General features: G+C 72.1%; 19 protein-coding genes and 2 pseudogenes. 14 read left to right on the top strand and 7 right to left on the bottom strand.

What is annotated here, in order from left to right; translation table 11 throughout:
- Positions 1–55: 55 nt before the first annotated feature.
- The 4 genes from F0L17_RS01530 (at position 56) to F0L17_RS01515 (ending at position 7,006) form a co-directional block, all read left to right on the top strand.
- Positions 56–2,599 carry a ThuA domain-containing protein gene (locus F0L17_RS01530; RefSeq protein WP_155069416.1) on the top strand — a complete coding sequence of 848 codons (2,544 nt, stop codon included), beginning with the start codon at positions 56–58 and terminating at the stop codon, positions 2,597–2,599.
- Positions 2,596–4,788: an OmpL47-type beta-barrel domain-containing protein gene (locus F0L17_RS01525; RefSeq protein ID WP_338017911.1), complete on the top strand. Its 2,193-nt coding sequence runs from the start codon at positions 2,596–2,598 to the stop codon at positions 4,786–4,788. The genes F0L17_RS01530 and F0L17_RS01525 overlap by 4 nt, the downstream gene beginning before the upstream one ends.
- 170 nt (positions 4,789–4,958) lie before the next feature.
- Positions 4,959–6,308 carry an MFS transporter gene (locus F0L17_RS01520; protein ID WP_420802459.1) on the top strand — a complete coding sequence of 450 codons (1,350 nt, stop codon included), beginning with the start codon at positions 4,959–4,961 and terminating at the stop codon, positions 6,306–6,308.
- 278 nt (positions 6,309–6,586) lie between these two features.
- Positions 6,587–7,006 (top strand): hypothetical protein, encoded by a 420-nt coding sequence (locus tag F0L17_RS01515; protein WP_155069412.1) that lies wholly within the window; start codon positions 6,587–6,589, stop codon positions 7,004–7,006.
- A 348-nt stretch (positions 7,007–7,354) separates the two neighbouring features.
- Here F0L17_RS01515 and F0L17_RS01510 read toward each other — a convergent pair whose 3' ends face one another.
- The 3 genes from F0L17_RS01510 to F0L17_RS01500 all read right to left on the bottom strand — a co-directional run bounded on the left by F0L17_RS01510 (position 7,355) and on the right by F0L17_RS01500 (position 9,807).
- A complete protein-coding gene (locus F0L17_RS01510; RefSeq protein ID WP_155069410.1) occupies positions 7,355–7,828 on the bottom strand; it encodes a hypothetical protein in 474 nt (157 codons plus the stop codon).
- Positions 7,829–8,062: 234 nt separating this feature from the next.
- On the bottom strand, positions 8,063–8,734 hold the full coding sequence (locus F0L17_RS01505; protein ID WP_162465645.1) for a Tn3 family transposase: 672 nt from the start codon (positions 8,732–8,734) through the stop codon (positions 8,063–8,065).
- Between the two features lie 353 nt (positions 8,735–9,087).
- Entirely contained in the window at positions 9,088–9,807 is a 720-nt protein-coding gene (locus tag F0L17_RS01500; protein WP_162465644.1) for a S1 family peptidase, read from the bottom strand.
- A gap of 220 nt (positions 9,808–10,027) precedes the next feature.
- On the opposite strand from F0L17_RS01500, the gene F0L17_RS01495 reads away from it, so the two are divergent.
- The 3 genes from F0L17_RS01495 to F0L17_RS01485 all read left to right on the top strand — a co-directional run bounded on the left by F0L17_RS01495 (position 10,028) and on the right by F0L17_RS01485 (position 14,935).
- Entirely contained in the window at positions 10,028–10,924 is an 897-nt protein-coding gene (locus F0L17_RS01495; protein ID WP_155069406.1) for an MEDS domain-containing protein, read from the top strand.
- 284 nt (positions 10,925–11,208) lie between these two features.
- Positions 11,209–12,615, top strand: a complete 1,407-nt coding sequence (locus tag F0L17_RS01490) for a family 2B encapsulin nanocompartment shell protein (protein WP_155069404.1) — start codon at positions 11,209–11,211, stop codon at positions 12,613–12,615.
- A gap of 67 nt (positions 12,616–12,682) precedes the next feature.
- Positions 12,683–14,935 carry a family 2 encapsulin nanocompartment cargo protein terpene cyclase gene (locus F0L17_RS01485; protein WP_155069401.1) on the top strand — a complete coding sequence of 751 codons (2,253 nt, stop codon included), beginning with the start codon at positions 12,683–12,685 and terminating at the stop codon, positions 14,933–14,935.
- A 51-nt stretch (positions 14,936–14,986) separates the two neighbouring features.
- Here the strand turns inward: F0L17_RS01485 and F0L17_RS01480 are convergent, their stop codons facing one another.
- Positions 14,987–15,511 (bottom strand): gluconokinase, encoded by a 525-nt coding sequence (locus F0L17_RS01480; RefSeq protein WP_155069399.1) that lies wholly within the window; start codon positions 15,509–15,511, stop codon positions 14,987–14,989.
- Positions 15,512–15,639: 128 nt separating this feature from the next.
- Between F0L17_RS01480 and F0L17_RS01475 the strand changes: the two genes are divergently transcribed.
- Together F0L17_RS01475 and F0L17_RS01470 are read left to right on the top strand one after the other, a co-directional pair.
- On the top strand, positions 15,640–16,341 hold the full coding sequence (locus F0L17_RS01475; protein ID WP_155069397.1) for a FadR/GntR family transcriptional regulator: 702 nt from the start codon (positions 15,640–15,642) through the stop codon (positions 16,339–16,341).
- A gap of 633 nt (positions 16,342–16,974) precedes the next feature.
- Positions 16,975–17,700 (top strand): dienelactone hydrolase family protein, encoded by a 726-nt coding sequence (locus tag F0L17_RS01470; RefSeq protein ID WP_155069396.1) that lies wholly within the window; start codon positions 16,975–16,977, stop codon positions 17,698–17,700.
- Here the strand turns inward: F0L17_RS01470 and F0L17_RS27330 are convergent.
- The 3 genes and pseudogenes from F0L17_RS27330 to F0L17_RS28490 all read right to left on the bottom strand — a co-directional run.
- A pseudogene (locus tag F0L17_RS27330) lies at positions 17,690–18,196 on the bottom strand (Tn3 family transposase); the annotation flags it as partial. The gene F0L17_RS01470 and the pseudogene F0L17_RS27330 overlap by 11 nt on opposite strands.
- A 41-nt stretch (positions 18,197–18,237) precedes the next feature.
- Positions 18,238–18,384, bottom strand: a complete 147-nt coding sequence (locus F0L17_RS27325) for a hypothetical protein (protein ID WP_155069395.1) — start codon at positions 18,382–18,384, stop codon at positions 18,238–18,240.
- 58 nt (positions 18,385–18,442) lie between these two features.
- A pseudogene (locus F0L17_RS28490) lies at positions 18,443–18,742 on the bottom strand (DUF4158 domain-containing protein); the annotation flags it as partial.
- Positions 18,743–19,060: 318 nt separating this feature from the next.
- On the opposite strand from F0L17_RS28490, the gene F0L17_RS01450 reads away from it, so the two are divergent.
- From F0L17_RS01450 to ptsP, 5 genes are all read left to right on the top strand, one after another.
- The gene (locus F0L17_RS01450; RefSeq protein ID WP_155072993.1) at positions 19,061–19,822 is read left to right on the top strand and encodes a DeoR/GlpR family DNA-binding transcription regulator; all 762 of its coding nucleotides are present in this window, start codon (positions 19,061–19,063) and stop codon (positions 19,820–19,822) included.
- On the top strand, positions 19,819–20,766 hold the full coding sequence (gene pfkB / locus F0L17_RS01445) for a 1-phosphofructokinase (RefSeq protein WP_155069394.1): 948 nt from the start codon (positions 19,819–19,821) through the stop codon (positions 20,764–20,766). Before F0L17_RS01450 ends, pfkB begins: the two co-directional genes overlap by 4 nt.
- A gap of 103 nt (positions 20,767–20,869) precedes the next feature.
- On the top strand, positions 20,870–22,927 hold the full coding sequence (locus F0L17_RS01440) for a PTS fructose transporter subunit IIABC (protein ID WP_155069393.1): 2,058 nt from the start codon (positions 20,870–20,872) through the stop codon (positions 22,925–22,927).
- Positions 22,928–23,029: 102 nt separating this feature from the next.
- The gene (locus F0L17_RS01435; protein WP_155069392.1) at positions 23,030–23,308 is read left to right on the top strand and encodes an HPr family phosphocarrier protein; all 279 of its coding nucleotides are present in this window, start codon (positions 23,030–23,032) and stop codon (positions 23,306–23,308) included.
- Positions 23,309–23,391: 83 nt separating this feature from the next.
- Positions 23,392–25,038, top strand: a complete 1,647-nt coding sequence (ptsP, locus tag F0L17_RS01430) for a phosphoenolpyruvate--protein phosphotransferase (protein WP_155072992.1) — start codon at positions 23,392–23,394, stop codon at positions 25,036–25,038.
- The last annotated feature ends 216 nt before the right edge of the window (positions 25,039–25,254 follow it).

Raw genomic sequence — 25,254 nt, 5'->3', positions numbered from 1 at the left:
TCTAGCTTCACGGACGTTGCTCCGACCGGAGACGACCGGAGAAGGTGGGTGGACCATGCGGCACACACCGCGGCGACTCCCCTCGACACGGCGAGGGACCAGCACACTGCACCTCGGAAGGCGACTCGGAAGACGGTCCGCGAGACGGCGCGGCGCCGTCGCCGTCCTGGCGGCCGGTGCCGTCACCGCGACCCTCCTGGGCGGCACACCGGCCGCCGCCCGCCTCGGACCGGACGCCGTGGCGGCCGAGCTCCGACTTCCCTCACCGCCGGGCGGGAAGAACGTCCGGGTCCTGGTCTTCCACGCCTCCGCCGGTGAGGAACCACCGACGGTGAACGCGGGGATCGAGGCCGTCGAACGCATCGGCCGGACCGGCCCGGCCGCCGAACGCTTCCGGGTCGACGCCACCGACGACGCCTCGGTCTTCACCTCCAGGAAGCTCGGCAGGTACAACGCCGTCGTCTTCCTCACCGGCGGCGGCGACGTGCTCGACCCGGAGCAGGAGGCCGGCCTGGAGAGCTACCTGGAGGCCGGCGGCGGCTTCCTCGGCATCCACGACGCCGCCCGCGCCGAGCCCTACTCGTCGTGGTTCACCGGTCTGATCGGGGCCCGCCCGGCGAGCGACGAACCGGGAAAGGTGCAGCGCGCGGTCGTCGAGGTCGGCGACCGCCTCCACCCGGCCACCAGGAACCTGCCGTTGGAGTGGAAGCGCTCCGACGAGTGGATCGGCTGGGAGACCAACCCCTCCGGCGAGGTCCACACCGTCGCACGGGTGCGGGAGACCTCCTACGAGCCGGGGGAGAACGCGGGCGGCTGGGACCACCCGGTCTCCTGGTGCCGCGACTACGACGGCGGTCGCTCCTTCTACACCGCCATGGGCGGCACGGCCTCCGCCTTCCGGGAGACCGACTTCCGCGCCCACCTGCGCGGCGCCCTGCTGTGGACCACCCGCCTGGCCCGCGCCGACTGCAAGGCGACCATCACCGCCAACTACCAGGCCGAACGGCTCACCCGCCCCAACCGACCGGGGCGGACCGACCAGATCGGCGAGCCCCACGGCCTCGTCACCGCCCCCGACGGCCGGGTCTTCTCCATAGGCCGCGGTGGCGGCGCCCCCGGCGACCCGGTGGTCACCGACTGGGACGACCCCGAGATCGGCAAGGGCGAGGGCACCGTCCACGTCTGGGACCCCGAGACGGAGGAGGCGACCCTCGTCGGCACGCTGGAGGTCTTCGGCAACAAGGGCGGCGGCGGGGAGCTGACCAAGAACGAGGAGGGCCTGGTCGGCATCGAACTCGACCCCGACTTCCTCGACAACGGCTGGATCTACCTCCACTGGACCCCGCACTCGGAGATCGACCGCGAGGAGCACACGGCCCTGCGCCGGGTCTCCCGCTTCACCCTCGACCCCGAGACGGGCCGGCTCGACCTCTCCTCCGAGAAGGTCCTGCTGGAGTGGCCCGTCCAGATCCACAGTTGCTGCCACGCGGGCGGCGGCATGGCCTGGGACTCCCGGGGCAACCTCTACATCGCCACCGGCGACAACAACTCCTCCGGCTTCAGCGACGGCTACTCCGGCAACAACCCGGAGCCGAACTTCGAGGGCCACGCCTTCGCCGACGCCCGCCGCACCTCCGGCAACACCAACAACCTCAACGGCAAGATCCTGCGCATCCACCCGGAGGACGACGGGACGTACACCATCCCGGAGGGCAACCTCTTCACGGGCGAGGAGCAGGCCGAGGGCGGCGGCAAGACCCGCGGCGAGATCTACGTGATGGGCGTCCGCAACCCGGCCCGCATCTTCGTCGACCCCGAGACCGACATCCTCCACGCCGGCTGGGTCGGCCCGGACGCCTCCACCCCCAGCCCCGTGTGGGGACCGGCGAAGTACGACACCTTCGCCGCGATCACCGAGGCCGGCAACCACGGCTGGCCGTTCTGCATGGGCAACAAGCAGCCCTACCGGGACCGCAACCTGCCCGACCCGAGCAAGCCGCTGGGCTGGTACGACTGCGACCACCCGAAGAACGAGTCCCCCCACAACGACGGCCTGGTGAACCTCCCGCCCGTCACCTCCAACACCATCTGGTACTCCCCGCAGGGCGGCGCGCCCGACTTCCCCCGGAACGCCGACGGCGTCCCCAGCTACGAGTTGGCGGACCAGGAACTGCTGCTGCCCTGGCTCAAGGGCGGCGCCCAGGCCGCGATGACCGGCCCCGTATACCGCCACGACGAGGCCGTCGACAGCGACCACAAGTGGCCGGAGTACTGGGACGGCAAGTGGTTCGTCGGCGACTTCTACGACGGCGAACAGCCCCGGCACGCGATCCTCACCGACCCGAAGACGGTCGGCGAGGGCGGCCTGCCCGTCCACGCCGAGAGCCTGGACGGAATCGTCCCCGCCGGTCAGGGAGGCATCCGCAACCTCATGGACTGGCGCTTCGGACCCGACGGAGCCCTGTACCTCCTCGACTACGGGCGCGGCTTCTTCACCTACGACGACGCGTCGGCGCTGTGGCGCGTCACCTACCACGGCGGCGAGGCCACCCCGCTGCCGAAGGACCTGATCGGCACGGAGAAGGGGGCGAAGCGGTGAACCGGAGGATCTGGCTCGCCCTGGTGACCGCGGTGCTGACGCTCGTGGGCCTGGCCTCCCCGGCGGCCCACGGCCGGCAGGGCCCGGCGGTCCGCCCGGCCGCGGAGCAGGTGCTCACCTGGACCGCCGGCGACGACATCACCGACTACACCTCGGCCCCCACGACCGCGGTCGCGGGGAAGACCACCATCGTCTTCGAGAACAGCGAGGCCACCGGCAACACCACGGCCATGCCCCACACCCTGACCTTCGACGTCTCCGATCCGGAGTACAACGACGACGTCCCGCTGAACATCCTGGCCAGTCCCCTGGACGCGAACGGCGGTCGGCACACCGCCGAGGTCACCCTCACCCCCGGCCGGTACCGCTACCACTGCACCATCCCCGGCCACGGCGAGATGGAGGGCGTCCTCACCGTCACCGACGGCGGAACCGGCGAGGACACCACCCCGCCGGAGACCACCGCGGAGGTGCAGGGGGAGAAGAACGCCGACGGCGCCTACGTCGGACAGGCCACCGTCACCGTCACCGCGACCGACACCGGCTCGGGCGTGGACAGGATCGAGTACGCGCTGGGAGACGGCGCGTACCGGCCCTACACCGGCCCGGTCACCGTCGACCGGGTCGGCGACCACACCCTGCGCCATCGGGCCGTGGACCGGGCGGGCAACGCCTCGGAGCCGAAGTCGGTCGCCTTCACCGTGGCCGCGCCCCCCACGGACGACACCACCCCGCCGGAGACCTCCGCCACCGTCTCGGGGGAGCGGAACGCCGACGGCGCCTACGTCGGCATGGCCACCGTCACCGTCACCGCCTCCGACACCGGCTCGGGCGTCAACGCGATCGAGTACGCGCTCGGGGACGGCGCGTACCGGCCCTACACCGGCCCGGTGATGGTGCACGAGGCGGGCGACCACACGGTGCGCTACCGGGCCGTGGACCGGGCGGGCAACGCCTCGGAGCCGAAGACGGTCGCCTTCACCGTGGTCGCCCCGCCCACCGAGGACACCACCCCGCCGGAGGTCTCCGCGACGGTGGAGGGCGAGAAGGACTCCGACGGCGCCTACGTCGGCCGGGCGAAGGTGACGGTGACCGCCACCGACGACGGCTCCGGCGTCGAGAAGGTCGAGTACTCCCTCGACGGCGGCCCCTACCTCGCCTACAGCGGTCCGGTGACCGTCGACCGCGTCGGACGCCACACCGTCGACTACCGGGCCGGCGACAAGGCCGGCAACACCTCCGAGGCGAAGCGGGCGGCCTTCACCGTGGTCGAGGGCGGCGGCGTGCCCGCCCCGCCCTGCCCGGAGTGGGACGAGCGCCCGACCGTCTCCGTCGGAACCGTCGACACCGGCGTGCCCAACCGTGTCACGGCCAACCGGTGCACCATCAACGAACTGATCGAGGACGAGAAGGACTGGTCCTCCCACGCCCTCTTCCGCAAGCACGTGCGGGAGGTGACGGACGAACTGCTGGACCAGGGCGTGATCGACAGGCGGGAGCACCGGGCCGTCAACAAGGCGGCCAGGCAGTCGGAGATCGGCAAGCCGGGGCGGAACGAGGGCTACCGCAATCTCTTCAACGGGACGCGGAAGTCGTTCGAGCGGTGGCAGCACGTCGGTGGGGGCGCCTTCACCCTGGGCGACGACGGCACCATGACCAGCAGCACCACCGTGCCGGGCATGGGCATGCTGTGGTTCCCCGAACGCCGCTACGACGACTTCTCCCTGAAGCTCCAGTTCCGTGACGACGCGCCGGGGAACGGCCGGGCCAACAGCGGCGTCTTCGTCCGCTTCCCCCAGGTCCACGACCATCCCGAGGAGCCCCGTCCGGAGTGGGTGGCCATCAAGTACGGCCACGAGGTGCAGATCCTCGACCGCCCCGACGGCGACATGTACAAGACGGGGTCGATCTACGGCTTCGACCGGGTCGGTCTGGGCGGCGCGGGCGTCACCGACAAGGGCACCTGGAACGAGTACGAGATCCGCGTGGTCGGCCAGCACTACTCGATCCACCGCAACGGCGAACTGATCAACGAGTTCGACAACGTCGCGGGCCGGGAGTTCTCGCCGCCCCGGGACGGCGATCCGGGCACCGACGGCCGCCGCTACGCCTCGGGCCACATCGGTCTGCAGACCCACGGCACGACCGACGTGATCTCCTTCCGCAACATCCGGATCAAGGAGCTGTAGGAGCCGGCGCCGCGAACGCGGCATCGGCATCGACATCGACATCGTCGGGGGTGTCTCCCGCCGCGCGGCGGGAGACACCCCCGGCCGTTTCCTCTCCCGGCACCCGCGCGGGCGCGGCGTCGGCGAGAATGAGCCGGACCACATGGACGCACAGCGAGACCAGGACGGCCGTGGACACCGGGAAGAGCACCGCAGCGGACAGCCCCGACAACAGCGGAGCGCCTCCTTCCGCCCTTCCCGGTGAGGATTCCGGGCCCCGACCGGAGCGCTCCGGCCGGCGGCGCTGGGCGATGGACACCCGGCCGCTGCGCCGCCCGGCCTTCCGCCGGCTGTGGACCTCCAGCACCGCCACGGCCGTGGGCAGTCAGCTCACCGCCGTCGCCGTGCCCAAGCAGGTCTACGACATCACCGGGTCCTCGGCCTGGGTCGGCTACGCCGGCCTGGCCGGCCTGGTGCCGTTGGTGGTCTTCGCGCTGTGGGGCGGCGCGGTCGCCGACAGTCTGGACCGGCGCAAGGTGCTGCTGACCACCAACACCGGCATCGCGATCACCTCGCTGCTGCTCTGGGCGCAGGCCGCCGCCGGCTCGGAGTCGGTGGCGACCCTGATGGTGCTGCTCGCTCTCCAACAGGCGTTCTTCGGCGTCAACGCGCCCGCCCGCAGCGCTTCGGTGGCCCGTCTGGTCCCCGCCGGGGAGTTGGTGGCGGCCAACGCGCTCACCTCCACGGTGATGCAGACGGGCCTGGTCCTCGGACCGCTGCTCGCCGGCGCGCTGATCCCCGTCATCGGCCTGGGCACGCTCTACCTGATCGACGCGCTCGCCCTGTGCGCCGCGGTGGCGGCCGTGCGGAGGCTGCCGCCCCTGCCACCGCTCACGGCCGGTGCGGATGGAACCACCGGCGCCCCGCGGCCGGCCGGGGCGCGGCAGATCGTCGCCGGGGTCCGGTACATCGTGGCGCACCGCGTGCTGCTGCTGTCCTTCCTCGCCGACATCGTCGCGATGGTGTTCGGCATGCCGCGAGCGCTCTTCCCACAGTTGGCCGCCACCACCTACGCCCCCTGGGGCGAGGGGATGGCGCTCGGCCTGCTCTACGCGGCCATACCGGTCGGCGCGGTGGTCGCCGGACTGATGTCGGGCAGTTACTCGCACGCCCGTCGGCACGGGTGGATGGTGATCGGCTCGGTGGTGGCCTGGGGCACGGCGATCACGGCGTTCGGGCTCAGCGCCGGGCTGTGGTGGGCCGTGCTCTTCCTCGCCGCGGCCGGCTTCGCCGACATGGTGTCCATGGTCTTCCGCGGGGCCATCCTCCAGTCGGCGGCCACCGACGAGATGCGCGGCCGAATGCAGGGCGTCTTCACCGTCGTGGTGGCCGGCGGGCCCCGGCTGGCGGACCTGCTGCACGGCACGGCGGGTTCGGTCCTCGGCCCCCGCGCGGCCGTGGTGGGCGGAGGGCTGCTGGTGGTCGTCGCCATGTCGGCGCTGGCCCTCGCCGCCCCGGCGCTGCGGCGCCACCGGATCTGACTCGGGGGCGGGCGGTCGGCCCGTTCGCCGACACGGAACCGACAAGGACGCCGGTGCCGGCACTGTCCGTCGGTGTGCCGACGACGGTATCCGCCCCGAATTATCCGCGCGGTGGCCCGCGGGTCTTCCGACCGCGCCGTAGAATGTGCAAAGTGTCTCTTCCGTGACAGATCCTGATCGATCGGCACCGGCGGTTCCCTGTCGGAGAGGAGCCTTCGCTCACCTACACGCCGACAACCGGCACATCCCGGCGGCCACCATGAATCACCGAGGTTGACATGACTGACGGAGAAACATTTTTCAGTGCCATCGGCGAGATTCTTGGACGTCGACACCGGATTTCCGGCCTGGATCCCAAGTCCGGCGCATTCGAACTGCGTGACGAGGATCGAACGGTTCGTGTCACATTGGATCCGGACCTTCTCGCGGAGTGCTGCAACCGGCTGGACGAGCACGACGTCCCCGGCCTTTCCCGCTCGCCGCGGGACGCGCAGGATCGGGTCCGGGCGAAGCGCGTCGCCCTGTGGGTCGAGGAAATCTTCGAATCGGACATCTCGTGGTCGCTTCTCGAGATCCGGCTCGACCGGTCGGCTGATGGCCGGATTTCTCTTGTCGATCGACGCGGCCCCGCGCGCAGACCGTTCCCTACGGCAGGCCCGGAGGACGGCCATTGGTCGGCCGAGCGCCCTGGCACCTGATCGGTACCTGTCCGGCTTGGGGGAGCCGGTGGCACCCACGCCCCACCGTCGCCACCGTCCGCTCGCCCCCGGACACCACGGCCAGGCGCGACATGGACGCCTTCACCGTGCTCAAGCGGTTGTTCACCACCAGCCCGTGGTCCTGCCGGTGCGGGACGACTCGCCGTCGCGGTCGGGTGGCTTCCCGGAGACCCGACCGCTCTGGCTCGTGCGACGCCCTCGGGAGTCGGTCTCGCCGGTCAGTCGACGACCGCCGTCGTCTCCGACGGCCGTCCAGAAGGTGTGGCAATGAGGAAACGAACACCGTCGCCCGCCTCGCACGTGGGCAGCGCCGCCGCCGACAGTGAGTTACCGCTTACAGATCGCGCTGCTGGGATAGGTGGTGATGACGCGACCATCGTAGGCGCTGTAGATCATCTTGAAGCGCTGCTGCCACACCAGGCGGCCGTTGCGGTCGTGAAGGTACAGCATCCGGTCCCGGCAGCCGTCAGTCCCCTCGACGATGACGTGGTCGGGGTCTGTGGCGTTGTAGTGAATGGCCCAATGCACCAGATCGCTCCAGTTGAGCCCGCCCGCCCTGGCCAGGCCTTGGAACTGGTCGTAGTGCCTGTTCTTGATGTGGCGGTAACCCCAACTGGCGTTGCCACACTTCAACGGGAAGCTACCGAACTGGTAGACCAGTTTCTGTTCACTGGTTGACGTTCCGCACGCACCCCAGTTGGGCCTGGGGCCCAGCTTTGCCGCATGCGCGGGTGTCGCTATTGTCATCCCAAGGCCGAGGGAGAGAACGAGAGCAAGCAGTCCACTGCGTAACTTCTTCAATTCGACATCCTTTGGGGGATGGAGTCGATCGGGTCCCTACGACAAGATCGACTGAGATCAGAAGTGGGTGCCGGGTTGGATGTGCCCTTGGAATGGCTCACTCGGGGGCGTGTCCTGGCTCACCGGTCGCGGGCGATTGTCGCCTTCGCGTATTTCGCGCAACATTTGCCAGAATGCGAACAAAGCGCCCCCCGTGCCCAATGTACGCCGCCCCAGTTGTCCGCATCGACGGTATCACCGAGGCAAATGTCCGGGCAAGGACCGGTACTGCAACCGCATCCGGAGGGTGTGGCCTCGGCGTTTGTCGTGGGAGCGGCGGGCTCGGACCTGGCTGCGCCCGTGGAAGCGCGACCAGTGCAGCCCCCTGCTCGGTGGTCCTTGGCCGGCGGATGCTTCTTGTGGACCGGGTGCCGGGCGGAGCAGCCCGGTGCGGAACAGGCCGGCGGCGGCGTCCTCGATGTCGGCGCGGGCTGTGGAGGGAAAGATGTACCGCCGGTGGGTGTTCGCGACCACCGCCCGCTCCAAATCCCCGCCGATCGAGACCGATTGGAAGATCTCCAGGCACTCGGTTCCGAACAGCACGCCGGACACCTCGGAGCGCCGGTCCTCGGTGGTGAGCTTCCCGGCCCACTTCGGCTCGGCCGGGACCTGCCGGAGCAGCAGCGTGTCGACGGGTACGAGACCGGACCGGAGCAGGTGCGGCGCGAGCAACGACGTCGCGACGTGTTCCTTGTCCGGGCCGGTCGGGGTGCCGTTCGGGCGGTACGGGCGGATGCTGCCGATGTTCTTGAGCCGCGGCGGCAGGCGGAAGTCGAGCAGCCCGGTGAAGGAGACCTCGACCACCGAGGCGCCGTGGGGGTCGACGTGGCCGGACTCGACCTCGGCGTCCGTGCGGTGCCCCGGCACGCCACCACGTCCTCCGCCGACCACTCGTTCGACCTGACGGACCGGCCGGACACGGAGCGACGGGAGAGCGGAAGGGGGCGGCGGCCACTTCGCAGCGTGGGTCGGAGACAGGAGACCGGGGCCGCCCCGCGGTGCCGCTTCCGCGACGACGACGGCCAGGCGGTAAGGCGCTCGGTGCCACGACACAAGGCCCGGTGCCCATCGTGTTCGACCGTGCCCGCGGTGACGAACGTGCCGTGGGGCGGGGCACTTCCGCTGTCAGGTCGCGGAGTGCCCCGCCCCACGGGGCTCCCGTCGCCCCCTTTCCGGCACACGGGACGGACGGGGGGCGACGGAGAGGACGGCGGGAGCGATCAGACGCCCGCGACCGACTGGATCCAGGAGCGGTACGCGGTCACGTTCGTGTACGCCGTGGTGGTCTGACGGTCGCTGGTGGAGGCGACGCCGACCTGGACGCCGTTCGCCATCATCGGACCGCCGGAGTCGCCGCCCGCGGTGATGCCGTCACCGCGCCGGGCACAGATCGCCGAACCGTAGTAGGCGTCACGGCACCCACCGGTCACCGTCACGTTGGCGACCTTCAGGTACCGGGACTGGCAGTTGGCCTCCGAGCCGCACCGCGACGTGGCGCCCCAGCCGTAGACCTGCACGTTCTGACCCACCGACACCGAACCCGGCTGCCCGAGACGGGCGTAGGTCGCCGAGACGGAGCGGTCGAGGCGGACCAGCGACAGGTCCGAGGAGGAGTGGTTGTGGATCTGGACGCCGTTGGCGACGGTGCCGCCGCTGTGCTGGTCGAGGCTGCCGATGCGGAACGACAGCCCGCCGCCGCTGACACAGTGCTTGGCGGTGAGGATCCAGGTCGGCGCGATGATCGTGGCGCTGCACGTCTCACGACCGCCCGAGAACAGCCGGGCCGCCCAGGGGGCGTTCTGCGCGTACCCGCCGCCGATGATCGGCTGGGGGCCGCCGCTGCCGGGCGGCTGCTCCTTGGCCATGGCCGCGGTGGGGGCGAGGGCGAGTACGGAGAGCAGGGCGGCGATGAGGGTGGGGATCAGCCTGGTTATTCGCAAGGCTCCTCGTTTCCGAAGACACGCGATGGCTCGCGTGTGTCCTGTGGGGAGCCACCAGGATTCCCGGAAGACCGCCGGGTCGGGTAATACCAATTGGTCATAACACCGGGTTATGGCCGGTCGGGTCCGCCCCCGAGGGACGGGAACCGCGGACTGTACGGTGGGGAACTCGGGGAGACTTCCCCGGGCTCGGGAACCAAGCGGCTCGGAGCGGAGCGCGATGGCGTCAGTCGGTTTCACGACGGACCGGCCCACCGGCGGGGACGGCCACCTGTGCTGCGCCTACGCGGGTGAGGACGAGTGGGCCCGGAGCACGGTCGGGTTCGTCCAGGACGCCCTGGCCGCCGGACGGCAGGTGCTGTACCTGCCGGACACCGCCGCCCCGGAGGCGGTTCTGGAGCGGCTCTGCCGGGCCGGCGTCGACGCACGGGCCGCGGCGGATGCCGGTCGGCTGGTCGTACGGCGGGCGGACCGGTCCCACCCGCGTGACCTCCCGTTCGACCCCGACCGGATGGTGGAGCTCTGGGAGCGGGCGTGCGCCGCCGCCCTGGCCGCCGGCCACGCCGGGTTGTCCGCGGTCGACGAGATGTCCTGGTGTGCTCGGGGCACACCGGGCGCCGAGCGTGTCCTCGAGTACGAACTGCGCCTGGACTTCGAGGTGTTCGCGCGGTTGCCCCTGACCGTGCTGTGCCTGTACGACCGTGCGGTCGTCCCCGAGGACACCACGGCCCTGTTGATCGGTGCCCACGTTCGGCGTCCGGCCCCCGACGGACGGGCCCTCGACGCCGTGCCCGCGGCGGACGCCGAGCCACCGCTGGCCGTCACGCCCCTGGGCGACCGGGTGGGCCTGTGTCTGCGCGGCGGCGCGGACGCCGACACACGTGCCGTGCTGGAGGGGGCGCTCGCCGCGCTCGTCCGGTTGCCGGGCCCGGTGCTGCACCTGGACCTGTCGGGGGCGGACTTCCTGGACACCGCCGCCGTGGCGGCACTGGCCGCCACGGCACGGTCCGCACGTGGACGCGGCCGGAGGCTGGTCGTCCACCACTCCCCGCACTCCCTGCGGCGGGTGGCGGAGATGTTCCCCGCCGAGTGTGACGCCCTGGAGCTGGCCCCGTGAGGCCCTTGGGACGGGTCCGGCCGCGAGAAGGCCGCCGTTCCATCTGAAGAACCGTTTCCACAGGTCAGGTGCGATGGGAGCGGAGCGGACTCGCCCTGATCCGGAGATCGTTAAACGTCGGCGGTTCAAGAGCATCCGATCTGATGAGAAGAACCCGGAGCCCGCGCTCTCCGTTCCCGAGGCGACCTAGCGTGCTGCCCGATCGCCAAAGCCCCGCGCCCGGTGTCGGACGCGGTCGACCGCGGCACGGCGGTCCACCTCACCACACAAGGGAGACACGGCCGATGTCGGTAGACGCAGGGAGCGGGACGCAGCAGGGGCAGCAGCTCAGCCTCGGCACCGCCGCCGCACGGAACCTCGCCACCACCACCAAGTCCGTTCCGCAGATGCAGGGCATCACCTCCCGGTGGTTGCTCAGGGTCCTGCCCTGGGTGCAGACCGAGGGCGGTGTCTACCGGGTCAACCGGCGCCTGACCTACACCGTCGGGGACGGGCGCATCGAGTTCGTCAAGACCGGTTCGCGGGTCCAGGTGATCCCGCGCGAACTCGGCGAACTCGCCGTGCTGCGCGGTTTCGAGGACATGGAGGTGCTGACGGCCCTGGCCGGCCGCTTCGCCCAGCGCGACTTCGAGGCCGGAGAGGTGCTCGCCGAGGAGGGCACGCCGGCCGACCACATCCACCTGCTCGCGCACGGCAAGGTGCAGAAGACCGGCAGCGGGGCGTACGGGGAACCCACCCGGCTCGGCACCCTCGGCGACGGCGACCACTTCGGCGAACAGAGCCTGCTCGACGCCGACGCCACCTGGGAGTGCACGCTCAAGGCGATCACCGCCGGCACGCTGCTGACCCTGCCGCGCAGGGAGTTCGCCTCGCTGATGGCGAGCACGCCCGCCCTGCGGGAGCACGTGGAGGCGTTCGCCGCCCTGCCCGGCAAGCGGCAGAACGACCGAGGCGAGGCGGACATCGCCGTCGCCTCCGGCCACAGCGGGGAACCCGACCTGCCCGGCACGTTCGTGGACTACGAACTCGACCCGCGCGAGTACGAACTCAGCGTCGCCCAGACCGTGCTACGGGTGCACAGCAGGGTCGCGGACCTCTACAACAAGCCGATGAACCAGACCGAGCAGCAGCTGCGGCTGACCATCGAGGCCCTGCGCGAGCGGCAGGAGCACGAGCTGATCAACAACCGCGACTTCGGGCTGCTCCACAACGCCGACTACGACCAGCGGATCCAGGCCCACTCCGGCCCGCCCACCCCGGACGACCTCGACGAACTGCTCAGCCGCCGCCGGGGGTCGAGGTTCTTCTTCGCCCACCCGCGCACCATCGCCGCCATCGGCCGCGAGATGAACGCCCGCGGCATCTACCCCGACCACGTGGACCTGTTCGGCAACCACGTCCCCGCCTGGCGGGGCGTGCCCATCCTGCCCTGCAACAAGATCCCCGTCACCAAGGAGCGCACCAGCTCCGTCATCGTCGTGCGGACCGGGGAGGAGGACCAGGGCGTGATCGGCCTCCACCACACCGGGCTGCCCGACGAGTACGAACCCGGCCTGTCCGTCCGGTTCATGGGCATCGACGACAAGGCGATCATCTCCTATCTCGTGACCACCTACTACTCGGCCGCCGTCCTGGTGCCCGACGCGCTCGGCGTCCTGGAGAACGTCGAGATCTCCCGCGGACGGGACTGAGGACGCGGGGGCCCGCCCCCCACGAGGGCACCACACGGGGAAACCACAGGAGAAAGGGGAGACGCGGATGGCGCGGCCCTTCGCACTGCCGGAGTTCTACGAGCCCTACCCGGCGCGGCTGAACCCCCATCTGGAAGTGGCGCGGGAACACTCCAAGGAGTGGGCCCGGCGAATGGGGATGATCGAAGGGTCGGGCGTCTGGGACGAGGACGACTACGACTCCCACGACTACGCCCTGCTGTGCGCCTACACCCACCCGGACGCACCGGCCGGGGAACTCGCCACGGTGACCGACTGGTACGTCTGGGTGTTCTTCTTCGACGACGACTTCCTGGAGAGCTTCAAGCGCACCCGGGACTCGGCCGGGGCCAGGGCCTACCTCGACCGACTGCGCGTCTTCATGCCGGTGGAGCCGGGAGCGACGGTCTCCGCCGAACCGGAGAACGCGGTGGAGCGGGGCCTGGCCGACCTGTGGGCCCGCACCGTCCCGGCCATGTCGCACGGCTGGCGCCGGCGGTTCGCCGAGACCACGCGGAACCTGCTGGAAGAGAGCATGTGGGAGCTGGCCAACATCAGCGCGGGCCGGGTCGCCAACCCCCTGGAGTACATCGAGATGCGCCGCAAGGTCGGCGGTGCGCCCTGGTCCGCCGGCCTGGTGGAGTACTCCGTGGGGGCCGAGGTGCCCGAAGCCGTCGCGGGGAGCCGGCCGATGAGGGTGCTGCGGGACGCCTTCGCCGACGCCGTGCACCTGCGCAACGACCTCTTCTCCTACCAACGCGAGGTCGAGGACGAGGGCGAACTCTCCAACGGCGTCCTGGTCTTCGAGAGGTTCCTGGGCCGCGGCACCCAACAGGCGGCCGACGCCGTCAACGACCTGATCACCTCCCGGCTGCACCAGTTCGAGCACACCGCCCTCACCGAACTGCCGCCGCTGTTCGCCGAGCACGGTCTGGACCCGAGGTCCTGCGCGGACGTGTTGGCGTACGTCAAGGGGCTCCAGGACTGGCAGTCCGGCGGCCACGAGTGGCACATGCGCTCCAGCCGCTACATGAACGACGGCGGCACGGGCCGTCCGGCGGGCACCGGCCTGCCCGGCGGGCCCACCGGCCTCGGCACCTCCGCGGCCCGCATCGCCGCCTCGCTGGCGGCCACGGCGCCGGCCCGGATCGGGCGCCACACGCACCCGCCGTACCAGGAGGTGGGACCGGTACGGATCCCGGAGCTGCGCATGCCGTACACCACCCGACTCAGCCCTCACCTGGACGCCGCCCGCGAGCGCGTCGTGGGGTGGGCGCGCCGCACGGGGGTGATCGACGCGCCGCCCGGCACCTCCGACTGCGGCATCTGGGACGAGCACAAACTACGGGCCTTCGACCTCGCCCTCTGCTCGGCCGCCATCCACCCGGACGCCACCTTGGAGGAACTCGACCTGACCACGGGCTGGCTCACCTGGGGCACCTACGGGGACGACTACTACCCCACCGTCTTCGGGCGCACCTTCGACGCGGTCGGAGCCAAGGCGCTCACCGAGCGGCTGAAGGACTTCATGCCGGTGGGGTCCGACACCACCCCCGTCCCGACGAACGCGCTGGAGCGGGGCCTGGCGGACCTGTGGGCCCGCTCGGCGAGCCCGATGACGCCGGACGCGCGCCGCGCCTTCCGCCGCACCATCGAGGAGATGACCGGAAGCTGGCTGTGGGAACTCGCCAACCAGTGGCAGAACCGTGTTCCCGACCCGGTGGACTACGTCGAGATGCGCCGCAAGACCTTCGGCGCGGAGTTCATCATGTCCCTCTCCCGGCTCTCCCACGGCGGGGCGGTGCCGCCCGAGGTGTTCCGGACCAGGCCGGTCCAGGCGATGCAGAACGCGGCGAGCGACTACGCGGCCCTGCTCAACGACCTGATCTCCTACCGCAAGGAGATCGAGTTCGAAGGCGAGATCCACAACTGCGTGCTCGTCGTGCAGGACTTCTTCGGCTGCGGTGTCGCGGAGGCCCTGGAGATCGTCGGTGACCTGGTGAACTCCCGTATGCGCGAGTTCGAGCGCGTGGTCGCCGTCGAACTGCCGCAGATGTGCGAGGAGTCGGGCCTCGACGCCGGGGCCCGTGCCGCGCTCACCGACCACGTGGAGGAACTCAAACGCTGGCTGGCCGGGGTCCTCATCTGGCACCGCGGCTGCCGCCGCTACGACGAGGCCGAGCTGCGCCGTCCCGTGACCGTGCCGCCGCGCACCTCCCACGGGCCCACCGGTCTGGGTACCGCCACCGCCCGGGTGGCCGAGCTGCTGGGCCGGGGCCCGTGGAGCGGCGCCCGCGCGTGACGGAAGGGAGCGGGGCGCGCCGGAGGAGCGGACGGGCACCGCCCGGGGCGTCTACGGAACCGGCTGCCGTCGGCCGTGGTCGCGAAGGGCCGCGGCGGCCCGTTCGGTGATCTCCTCCGGGCTGCCGGAGACGTCGACGGGGAGACCGTTCTCGTCCGCTTCCAGCGGCTGGAGCGTCGCGAACTGCGAGTCCAACAGGGCCGTGGGCATGAAGTGGCCCTGGCGGCGTGCCATGCGCTCCTCGATGAGCCGTCGATCGCCGGTGAGGTGGACGAAGAGCAGTTCCGGTGCGGCGGCCCGCAGCAGATCCCGGTACTCCCGCTTCAACGCCGAGCAACTCACCACCCCGCCGCCGCCCTCCCTGTTCCGCGCCCAGGCGCCGATGGCCTCCAGCCAGGGCCGGCGGTCCTCGTCGGTCAGGGGGACGCCGGCCGACATCTTGGCGATGTTGGCGGCGGGGTGGAAGTCGTCGGCCTCCGCGTACGGAACGCCGAGCCGGTCCGCGAGCAGGGGACCGATCGTGGTCTTGCCAGTGCCCGCCACGCCCATGACCACGACGACGTGGGGGGTGCTCATCGGTGCCTCGCTGTCTCCGTCGACATCTGCATGACACGACACTGAAGCTCAAAGGTCAGATGAAATCAAGAGAGGCCAGGAAAGTAGTCTGACTTTTGAGTCGAGGGGTGGCTGCGTAGGCTGGTGCCATGACCGCAGCGGCCCGGGGGCAGCACGCCCGTGTACTGGACATCCTCGGGCTCGCCATCACCGCCGGTGAGCATCCGCCCGGAAGTGTGCTGCGCACCGACGAGCTGGCCGAGAGCCTCGGGGTGTCGCGCCCGGTGATGCGCGAGGCGGTCCGGGTGCTGGAGTCGATGCGCCTGGTGGAGTCCCGCCGTCGAGTGGGTGTGACCGTGCGCCCCGCGGCGGAGTGGAACGTCTACGACCCCCAGGTCATCAGGTGGCGCCTGGCCGGCTCCGACCGCCCCCGCCAGTTGCGTTCCCTCACCGTGCTGCGTTCGGCGGTCGAGCCCGTCGCCGCGGGGCTGGCCGCGCGCAACGCCACCCCGGAGCAGTGCGCGGAGCTCACCGAGCGTGCCCTCGGCATGGTCGCCACCTCCCGGGGCGGGCGGCTGGAGGAGTACCTCGTCCACGACGTCGCCTTCCACCGGATCGTGCTGAACGCCTCGGCGAACGAGATGTTCGCGCAGCTGGGCGACCTCGTCGCCGAGGTGCTGGCCGGACGCACCCACCACCGGGTGATGTTCGACGACCCCGCTCCGGCGGCCGTCACCCTCCATGTGCGGGTCGCCGAGGCGGTTCGGGAAGGCGACGCCGTCCGCGCCGAGCGGCTGACCCGTGAGATCACGGTGGGCGCCCTCCGGGAGCTGGACATCCTGACGCCCTGACGCCCTGAAGCACGCCCCCGCCGGGACGCCCTGGTCGCGCCGTACGGGCACCCCCTGGTCGAAGGCGGCCTGCTCGGCGGGCTCCAGCTCGGTTGCGCGGAGGAAGTCGGCGATCTTGCCGGGCACGTCGAGGATGTGCTGATTGCCGCGCAGAAGGCGGAGCATCTCGGAGACGCGCACGGTGTCGCCCGGCCACGCGTAGGTGAGCAGCTCGCCGAACTTCGGGTGCTGGAGGGGTGGAGGCGGTTGGAGGTGCCCGCCTCTTCCTCGAACACCAGGGGATCTTCGATCTCGGCCTCGACGAGGACGAGATCCTGCCGGGCGGTCGACTGCTGGTCGGTCGACACCCGCTTGCAGACGAGATTGGCCACGCTGTTCCCCCGCTTCTGCCGACGCATCGGACCTTGGGTGCCATCCGGCCCTGTCGTCGGTCGTCATCGGATCTCATTGGATCCAAGTCGCCGTCAGGCCCCGGAAACACCGGGTCCATTGGACGCCGGTCGGAACTGTCGTCATTCGATCGTTTGACGGCAGGCGGCCGACGCGGCCGGGTGATGTAGTCGGGACGGACTGCTGTCTGCCGTCGGTGAACACCACCCCGAGCGGGCGCGACGGTCATTACCGTCCAGCCGCATGACGACGGTCACGACCCGTACGGTCGAATACCCGGCCGACAACCTGACAATGATCGGACACCTCGCGCTCCCGGCCGATGCCGAGCGCCGGCCCGCAGTCCTGATCGGACCCGAGGGGATGGGGCTCAGCGATGTCGAGCGCCGGCGGGCCGAGGCTCTGGCCGAGCTGGGGTACGTGGCGCTGGCCTTCGACCTCCACGGCGGACGCTATTTGGAAGACCCAGAGGAAATGTTGGCCCGTTGCATGCCGCTGCTCGCCGATCCCGACCGCATGCGAGGAATCGGCCACGCCGCGCTCAACGTGTTGCGTGCCGAATCACGGGCCGACCCCGACCGGATCGCCGCCGTCGGCTACGGCACCGGGGGCGCAGTCGCACTGGAACTCGGTCGTGATGGCGTCGACCTGCGCGCGATCGGGACAGTCAACGCAACCACCACGGGCCGACCGGGCGAGGCGGCACGCATTCGCTGCCCGGTATGGGCCGGGGTCGGGTCGGAAGACCCGATCATGCCGCCCGCGCAACGGGAGGCGTTCACCACAGAGATGCAGGCCGCGGGCGTCGACTGGCGCCTCGTGGTCTACGGAGGAGCCCTTCACGCCTTTCACCACCCACCGGTCGACCACACCGTGCCTCCCGGCGTCGGCTACCACCCACGGCACGCACAGCGAGCCTGGCGTGACATCGTCGCCCTGCTCGCCGAGTGCCTGCCCGTCACGGACTGATCCGATCGGCCCCCGATACCCACTCCTGCCCGCCGTCGTCTCCGTCCAGTTCTGGGGCGTCCGGGTCACGCAGCGGGCTCAGGGCGCCGGCGGCGTCGATGTACTTCGTGGTCCACGGCACGATGGTGTTGAGGACCGGGCCGAGCGTACCGAGCTGGTCCTCCATTCCGTCCCGGTGTGCCTGGTGGATGGTGCCGCGCTTGCCGTGGCGCCCGTCCCGGGCCGGCTTGTGACGGGGCCCTTGCACGGTGAGCTGCCGGTTCGTCTGCCGCCGGCAGGTGTCGTCGACCGGGCCGACCACGCGCAGCAGGTGTTCGGTCTTGGCGATCCGCCCGTACTCGGCGAACGCCGCACCCAGCGGGGTAGGGCGCCCCTCGCGTCCGAACACGCGCAGCAGGCCGTAGGCGGGAACCTGGTCGGTGACCAGGGAACCGGCGACCTTCAGCATGTCCGGCCACTGTGTGATCACCTTGTTCGGGTCCACGCCGTCGCGGGCCGGCTCGGGCACCAGCGAGACCACCGTGACAGCGGTGGTCATCACGGCGGCGTGCGGGGGACTTCCCCCAGCGCCGCCCACAGTGCGGCCACGTCCAGGTCCGCGCCGTGCTCCTCGACCAACCCCAGCTCCGAGAACCGCGAGCCCTCCGGCGTCTTCAGCGTCGCCACCAGGTCCCCGAGAAGCACCGGGTCCGTTGGTACTCGTAGGCGTCCCGGATCCCCCACGCGTGCTCGTACGCCGTCTTCGGCCCTCGGCGTACCGCTTGACCACCGACGCATCTTCGATGTCGAGCCGCGCGACCAGGTGATCGACCACCGGCCACGGCGCATCGAGCGGGTCGTCCGGGAGGAACCGGCCGATGTAGCGCACGGTGCACATCCGGAGCGCGAAGCCGAGCTGGTGGTGTGAGGAGCGGCGCAGCGCGATCAGGTCGCGGTCGACGTCGTCCAGGAAGAAGAATCGCTCCAGCATGAGGCGGGCCGGCTCCTCGGCGAACTTCCTGTACGCCTCGGTCTGTTCATCAGTCGGAGACTCAACCGGCACGAAGCGGACCGTAGCCGGCCCGGGAACCGCCCGGCGATCTTCCTGCGAACCCGAGCGGAGCCTCCGACCGGTGTGCTAGCCGACCATGATCCTTCTCACCGTCAACCGCTGTACCGGTGTTCCCCGAGGCCGGACTTCCGGTGCGGCTCCGGTGGGTCCGCTCCCGCTCGGCGGTGACGGCGGTGACGGCGGTGACGGCGGTGACGGTGGTGTCCGTTCCTGCCCGAATGAATGCCCGTCCCTGTTTACTTCCTGGTCACTCGCCCCTAACATGGCGGCACGCCAACAAGACCGGGCATGAAACGGACACGAAACCACATGTATGCAGCGGAGCGTCAGCAGGAGATCCTGCGCATGGCCCGCGAGAGCGGACGGGTCGACGTGCCGACCCTGGCCGAGGAGTTCCGGGTGACCGCCGAGACCGTGCGGCGCGATCTGAAGGTCCTCGACCGCGCCGGACTGGTCCGCCGTGTCCACGGGGGCGCCATCCCCGTCGGCCGCCTCGACTTCGAGCCCGACGTCGTCGAGCGCGACGCCGTCGCCACCGACGAGAAGGAACGCGTCGCACGCGCCGCGCTGGCCGAACTCCCCCTCGACGGAAGCGTGATCCTCGACGCGGGCACCACCATCGCCCGCTTCGCCGCCGGCATCCCCGTGGACTCCGTCCTCACCGTCGTCACCCACGCGCTGCCCGTCGCCGCCCGGCTCGCCGACCATCCCGGCATCGCGCTCCACCTCGTCGGCGGCCGCGTCCGGCACCGCACCCGGGCCGCCGTGGACTCCTGGGCCCTGCGCGCCTACGGCGAGATCAACGCCGACGTGCTCTTCCTCGCCACCAACGGCTTCTCACCCGACGGCGGCCTGACCACTCCCGACCTGGCGGAGGCCGCCGTCAAACGCGCCGCCGTCGCGGCCGCCCGGCGGGTCGTCCTGCTCGCCGACTCCGGCAAGTTCGGGCAGGAGCACTTCGCCCGCTTCGCCGACCTCTCCGACGTCGACCTGCTCGTCACCGACACCGGACTGGACGCCGATGACGCCCGCGCCATCGAGCGCCGGGGCACGCGGGTGGTGCGCGCATGATCCTCACCGTCACCCCCAACCCGAGCCTGGACCGCGCCTACGAACTGCCGGTCCTCCGGCGCGGCACGGTCCTGCGGGCCGGAGCCGACCGGGTCGATCCCGGCGGCAAGGGCGTCAACGTCTCCCGTGCCGTCGCGGCGGCCGGCCGTCGAACGGTCGCGATCGTCCCGCTCGGCGGACCGGAGGGCGAGGTGCTCGCCCGACTGCTCGGCGAACGCGGCATCGAGGCGGTGGGCGTCCCGATCGCCGGTTCCACCCGGGTCAACATCACCCTGGTCGAACCCGACGGAACGCTCACCAAGGTCAACGCCCCCGGCCCCGAACTCACCCCCGCCGAGGCCGAGGCGCTGCTGGAGGCCGTGCGGACGCGTTCGTCCGGTGTCGACTGGATCGCCTGCTGCGGCAGCCTCCCGCGCGGGCTGCGGCCCCGGTGGTACGCCGAACTGGTCCGCCGCGCCCACCGGGCCGGAGCACGGATCGCCCTGGACACCTCCGGAGCCGCCCTGGCCGCGGCGCTGGAGGAGCGGCCGGACGTGGTCAAGCCGAACGCGGCGGAACTCGCCGAGGTCGTCGGGCGTCCCCTGACCACGGTCGGCGACGCCGTCAAGGCCGCCGAGGAACTGCGCGAACGCGGTGCCCGGGCGGTCCTGGCCAGCCTCGGGGCCGACGGCCAACTCCTGGTCGACGACGACGGCGCGCACTTCGGTCGCGCCCCGGTCGCCGCGGTGCGCAGCGACGTCGGCGCGGGCGACGCCTCACTGGCGGGCTTCCTGGCCGCCGGGGGCGCCGGGCCCGGAGCGCTCGCGGCGGCCGTCGCCCACGGCGCCGCCGCCGTGCAACTGCCCGGCAGCGCCATGCCGACCCCGGCCGACCTGGACCCGGCGGCGGTCACCACCACCGCGGACGTCCCCCTCGACCGCGCCCTGACGGAACCGGCGCCGTGAGCCCCCGCCACCGCCCGTTTCCGCCGATCCGGCGGGCCCACCGGGGCCCCCACCTCCCGAACCCCTCCGCCCACCGGGCGGTACGCGAGCAAGGAGCCGCGTGATGAGTGAGTTGATCACCGCGGAACTGGTCGACCTCGACCTGTCCGCCGACACCAGGGAAGCGGCCGTGCGGTCGCTCGCCGAGCGGATGGCCGGGGTCGGACGCGTCACCGACCTCGACGGCCTCCTCGCCGACGTGGCCGCGCGCGAGGCGCAGATGCCGACCGGTCTGGAGGGCGGCATCGCCATCCCGCACTGCCGCAGCGAACACGTCACGGAGCCGACCCTGGCCTTCGGACGCAGCGGCACCGGCATCGATTTCGGCGCCCCGGACGGCCGCCCGGCCGACCTGGTCTTCCTGATCGCCGCACCGGCCGGAGCGCACTCCGACCACCTGACGATCCTCTCCGCCCTGGCCCGCCGACTGGCCGACGAGGACTTCACGGCCACGCTGCGCGCCGCCGGCGACGCGGCGGCCGCGGCCGCCCTGGTGCGCGGCGACGAGCCACCCGCCGGACCTCCCGGTGAAGGGGGCACCGCGGAGGCGCCCGCCGACGCCGGGACGGCGCCGGGGGAGGAGCGGGAGCGGCCCGGGGAGGAGCCGGCGGACGAACCCCCCGCCGCACCCTTCCGGATCGTCGCCGTCACCTCCTGCCCGACCGGCATCGCCCACACCTACATGGCGGCCGAGGCCCTGGAACGGGCCGGACGGGAGGCCGGTGTCGAGGTGGTCGTCGAGACCCAGGGGTCGGCCGGGTTCACCCGGCTGGCCCCGGAGACGATCGCCGCGGCCGACGGTGTGATCCTCGCGCACGACGTGGAGGTGCGGGAACGGGCCCGCTTCGCGGGCAAGCCCACCGTCGACGTCGGGGTGAAGACCGCCGTCAACCGGCCCGCCGAACTGATCGAACAGGTACGGGCCAAGGCGGCCCGCGGCGAGACCGCACCCGCCGCCGGCGCGGACGGCGCCGGCGACGCCGACGACCGAGCCGGTGACCACACCCCCGGGTCCGGCGAGGGCTTCGGTTCCCGGCTGCGCCGCTACCTGATGAGCGGCGTGAGCTACATGGTCCCGTTCGTCGCCGCGGGCGGTCTGCTCATCGCCCTCTCCTTCGCGCTCGGCGGCTACGAGATCGCGAACGCGGAGTCCGTGGCCGAGCACTTCGTGTGGACCGAGACCGAGAGCTGGGCCGCCCTGCTCAACCAGGTCGGCGGCGCCGCCTTCGGCTTCCTCGTGCCCGTCCTCGCCGGGTACATCGCCTACGGCATGGCCGACCGCCCCGGACTGGTACCCGGATTCGTCGGCGGCGCCGTCGCCGTCACCGTCGAGGCGGGCTTCCTCGGCGGCCTCGTCGCCGGTCTGATCGCGGGCGGCGTGGTGATGGCGATCCAGCGGGTCGAGATCCCGGCGACCCTGCGCGGCATCATGCCCGTCCTGGTGATCCCGCTCCTGGGCTCGGCGGCCGTCGGCTTCCTGATGTTCGTGGTGGTCGGCGAGCCGATCGCCGCCCTCCAGAAGGCGCTCACCGACTGGTTGAGCGGTCTGTCCGGCTCCAACGCGGCCGTCCTGGGCGCCGTGCTCGGCCTGATGATGTGCTTCGACCTGGGCGGCCCCCTCAACAAGGTGGCCTACGCCTTCGCCGTCGGCGGCCTGACCACGCCCAACGACGGCAGCCTGAAGGTGATGGCCGCCGTGATGGCCGCCGGCATGGTGCCGCCGCTGGCGATGGCGCTGGCCACGACGGTGCGCGGCAGGTTGTTCACCCGGACCGAGCGGGAGAACGGCAAGGCGGCCTGGGTGCTGGGCGCCTCGTTCATCACCGAGGGCGCCATCCCCTTCGCCGCCGCCGACCCGCTGCGGGTCATCCCGTCCGTGATGGCCGGCGGCGCGGTCACCGGAGCCCTGTCCATGGCCTTCGGCGCCACTCTGCGCGCTCCGCACGGCGGCGTCTTCGTGGTGCCGCTGATCGGCGGTCCGCTGCTCCACCTGGTGGCGATCGCCGCCGGCACGGTGATCGCCACCACCCTGGTCGTCCTCCTCAAGAGCGGCCGCGAGGCGTCGGACGGCGGGCGGACCGCGACCACCGGGACCGAGTCGAAGGCACCGGTGGCCGCCTGACCCCGCCCCGGACCGTACGGACCCCGGCCGGACGCGCCGGCGCCCACCGCCGTGCCCCGCGCGTCCGGCCGTTCTCCCCACCACCCAACGGAAGTGATCCCCATGCCCCAGCGCACCGTCGTCATAGGCTCCCGCAGCGGACTGCACGCCCGCCCGGCCTCGCTGTTCGTCCAGGCCGCCGCCCGCCGGCCGGTCGAGGTGACCATCGCCCGCGAGGGGCAGGCGCCGGTCGACGCCCGTAGCCTGCTCTCCGTGCTCGCCCTGGGCGCCGGACACGGCGACTCCGTGGTGCTGACCGCCGAGGGCGAGGGCGCCGAGGAGGCCGTCGAGGAACTGGCCGGGCTCCTGGCGAGCGACCTGGACGCCGAGGAGTCGCGGTGACGGAGCCGATCGAGCCGATCGCCGAGCCGATCGTCGGGCCGACCGCCGGGGCGGCTCCCGCCGCGGACGCGGCGGCACCGGTACTGATCGGCATCGGGGTCGGGGGCGGCAGCGCGGTCGGCCCCGTCGCCCGCATGGCGGCACCGCCCGCCCTCCCCGCCCCGCACACCGTCGCCCCCGACCGGATCCCGGACGAGCGCGCGGCGGTACGCCGCGCGCTGCGCGAGACCGCCACCGACCTGAGGCGGCGCGCCGAGGCCACCGACGGAACGGCGAGCGAGGTGCTCTCCGCACAGGCACTGATGGCCGACGACCCCGCACTGGGCGACCGGGCCGAGGCGCTGGTGGCGGAGGGCACCGACGGGGCGCACGCCCTCGCCGTCGCCTTCGGGGAGTTCCGCACCGCACTGGAGGCGGCCGGCGGTTACTTCGCGGAGCGGGTCGCCGACCTGGACGACCTGCGGGACCGCTCGGTCGCCCGACTGCTGGGCCTGCCCATGCCCGGTCTCCCCGACCCCGGACACCCCCACGTCCTGGTCGCCGAGGACCTCGCGCCCGCCGACACCGCCCTGCTCGACCCGCGGCGGGTGGTGGCCCTGGTCACCGAGCGCGGTGGACCCACCAGCCACACCGCCATCCTGGCCAGGACGCTCGGGCTGCCCGCCGTGGTCGGCTGCGCCGGCGCGGCCGACCTGGCCGACGGCCGCGAGGTGCTCGTCGACGGAGCCGCCGGCACCGTCCGGACCGACCCGAGTCCCGAGGCCGTAGCCGAGGCGGCCGAAGGGGACAGGCGCCGTCGCGAGCGGGTGGCACGGGCCCACGGGCCCGGCCGCACCGCCGACGGCCGGCCGGTGAAGCTGCTGGTCAACCTGGGCGGGCTCGGTGAACTCCCGGACGCGGCGGCGGCCGACAGCGAGGGCGTGGGTCTGTTCCGCACCGAGTTCCTCTTCCTCGACCGCGCCGAGGCACCGGGCCTGGAGGAACAGACCGCCGCCTACCGCGAGGTCTTCACCGCCTTCGCCGGGCGCCGCGTCGTCGTGCGGACCCTGGACGCGGGGGCCGACAAGCCGCTGCCGTTCGTCACCGCCGCCGACGAGCAGAACCCGGCCCTGGGGGTGCGTGGACTGCGGGCCACCGTGCGCGATCCGCGGTTGCTGGAGACCCAACTGGCCGCCGTCGCCCGGGCCGCCGACGGCAGCGGGGCCGAGGTGTGGGTGATGGCGCCCATGGTGTCGCTGCCGCGCGAGGCCGCGGACTTCGCCGCACGGGTGCGTGCCCACGGCCTTCCGGTGGCGGGTTCCATGGTGGAGGTGCCCGCGGCGGCCCTGCGCTCCGGAGAGCTGGCGCGGGCGTGCGACTTCCTCAGCATCGGCACCAACGACCTCGCCCAGTACACCTTCGCGGCCGACCGGACCCTCGGCTCCCTCGCCGAACTGCTGGACCCCTGGCAACCGGCCCTGCTGGACCTGGTGGGCACGACGGCGCGCGAGGGCGCCCGGCACGGCCGTCCGGTCGGGGTGTGCGGCGAGGCCGCGGCCGACCCGACGCTCGCCCTCGTCCTGACGGGATTGGGCGTGACGAGCCTGTCGGCGGCCCCCGGCCGGCTGGGGGAGGTGCGGGCGTCATTGGCCGCCCACACGCTCGACGACTGCAGGCGCCTCGCGGACCTCGCGCTCACCGCCTCCGACGCCGCCTCGGCGCGCGCGGCGGTGTCGGAGGCACTCGGCTGACGCCTCGTCGGGGGCGAGGACGTCGACGCGTCCCCGTCCTGGCGATCTCGTCCTGAGGACGACGGGCCCGGCCCGCTCCCCGCGCGTGGAACGTCGCCGTACTCACCGCCCGGCCACCCCGCGGAACGTGGCGGGACCCGGAGCACGGGGGGCTGCTCCGGGTCCCGGTGTCGCGCATCCGTGGGGGGGACGGATCGTTGTGCACGCGATACCTTG

Origin of the sequence: Streptomyces taklimakanensis (assembly GCF_009709575.1) — a bacterium.
In the GTDB taxonomy this organism is placed as follows: Bacteria; Actinomycetota; Actinomycetes; order Streptomycetales; family Streptomycetaceae; genus Streptomyces; species Streptomyces taklimakanensis.
This window is presented reverse-complemented; position numbering and strand designations above follow the sequence as displayed.

Bases quoted from the DNA above. Each gene is read 5' to 3' on its own strand.
- F0L17_RS01515 (WP_155069412.1), top strand. From the start codon at position 6,587: ATGACTGACGGAGAAACATTTTTCAGTGCCATCGGCGAGATTCTTGGA.
- F0L17_RS01480 (WP_155069399.1), bottom strand. From the start codon at position 15,511: ATGAGCACCCCCCACGTCGTCGTGGTCATGGGCGTGGCGGGCACTGGC.
- F0L17_RS01470 (WP_155069396.1), top strand. From the start codon at position 16,975: ATGACGACGGTCACGACCCGTACGGTCGAATACCCGGCCGACAACCTG.
- F0L17_RS01450 (WP_155072993.1), top strand. From the start codon at position 19,061: ATGTATGCAGCGGAGCGTCAGCAGGAGATCCTGCGCATGGCCCGCGAG.
- F0L17_RS01440 (WP_155069393.1), top strand. From the start codon at position 20,870: ATGAGTGAGTTGATCACCGCGGAACTGGTCGACCTCGACCTGTCCGCC.
- F0L17_RS01490 (WP_155069404.1), top strand. From the start codon at position 11,209: ATGTCGGTAGACGCAGGGAGCGGGACGCAGCAGGGGCAGCAGCTCAGC.
- pfkB (WP_155069394.1), top strand. From the start codon at position 19,819: ATGATCCTCACCGTCACCCCCAACCCGAGCCTGGACCGCGCCTACGAA.
- F0L17_RS01485 (WP_155069401.1), top strand. From the start codon at position 12,683: ATGGCGCGGCCCTTCGCACTGCCGGAGTTCTACGAGCCCTACCCGGCG.
- F0L17_RS01495 (WP_155069406.1), top strand. From the start codon at position 10,028: ATGGCGTCAGTCGGTTTCACGACGGACCGGCCCACCGGCGGGGACGGC.
- F0L17_RS01530 (WP_155069416.1), top strand. From the start codon at position 56: ATGCGGCACACACCGCGGCGACTCCCCTCGACACGGCGAGGGACCAGC.
- F0L17_RS01435 (WP_155069392.1), top strand. From the start codon at position 23,030: ATGCCCCAGCGCACCGTCGTCATAGGCTCCCGCAGCGGACTGCACGCC.
- F0L17_RS01475 (WP_155069397.1), top strand. From the start codon at position 15,640: ATGACCGCAGCGGCCCGGGGGCAGCACGCCCGTGTACTGGACATCCTC.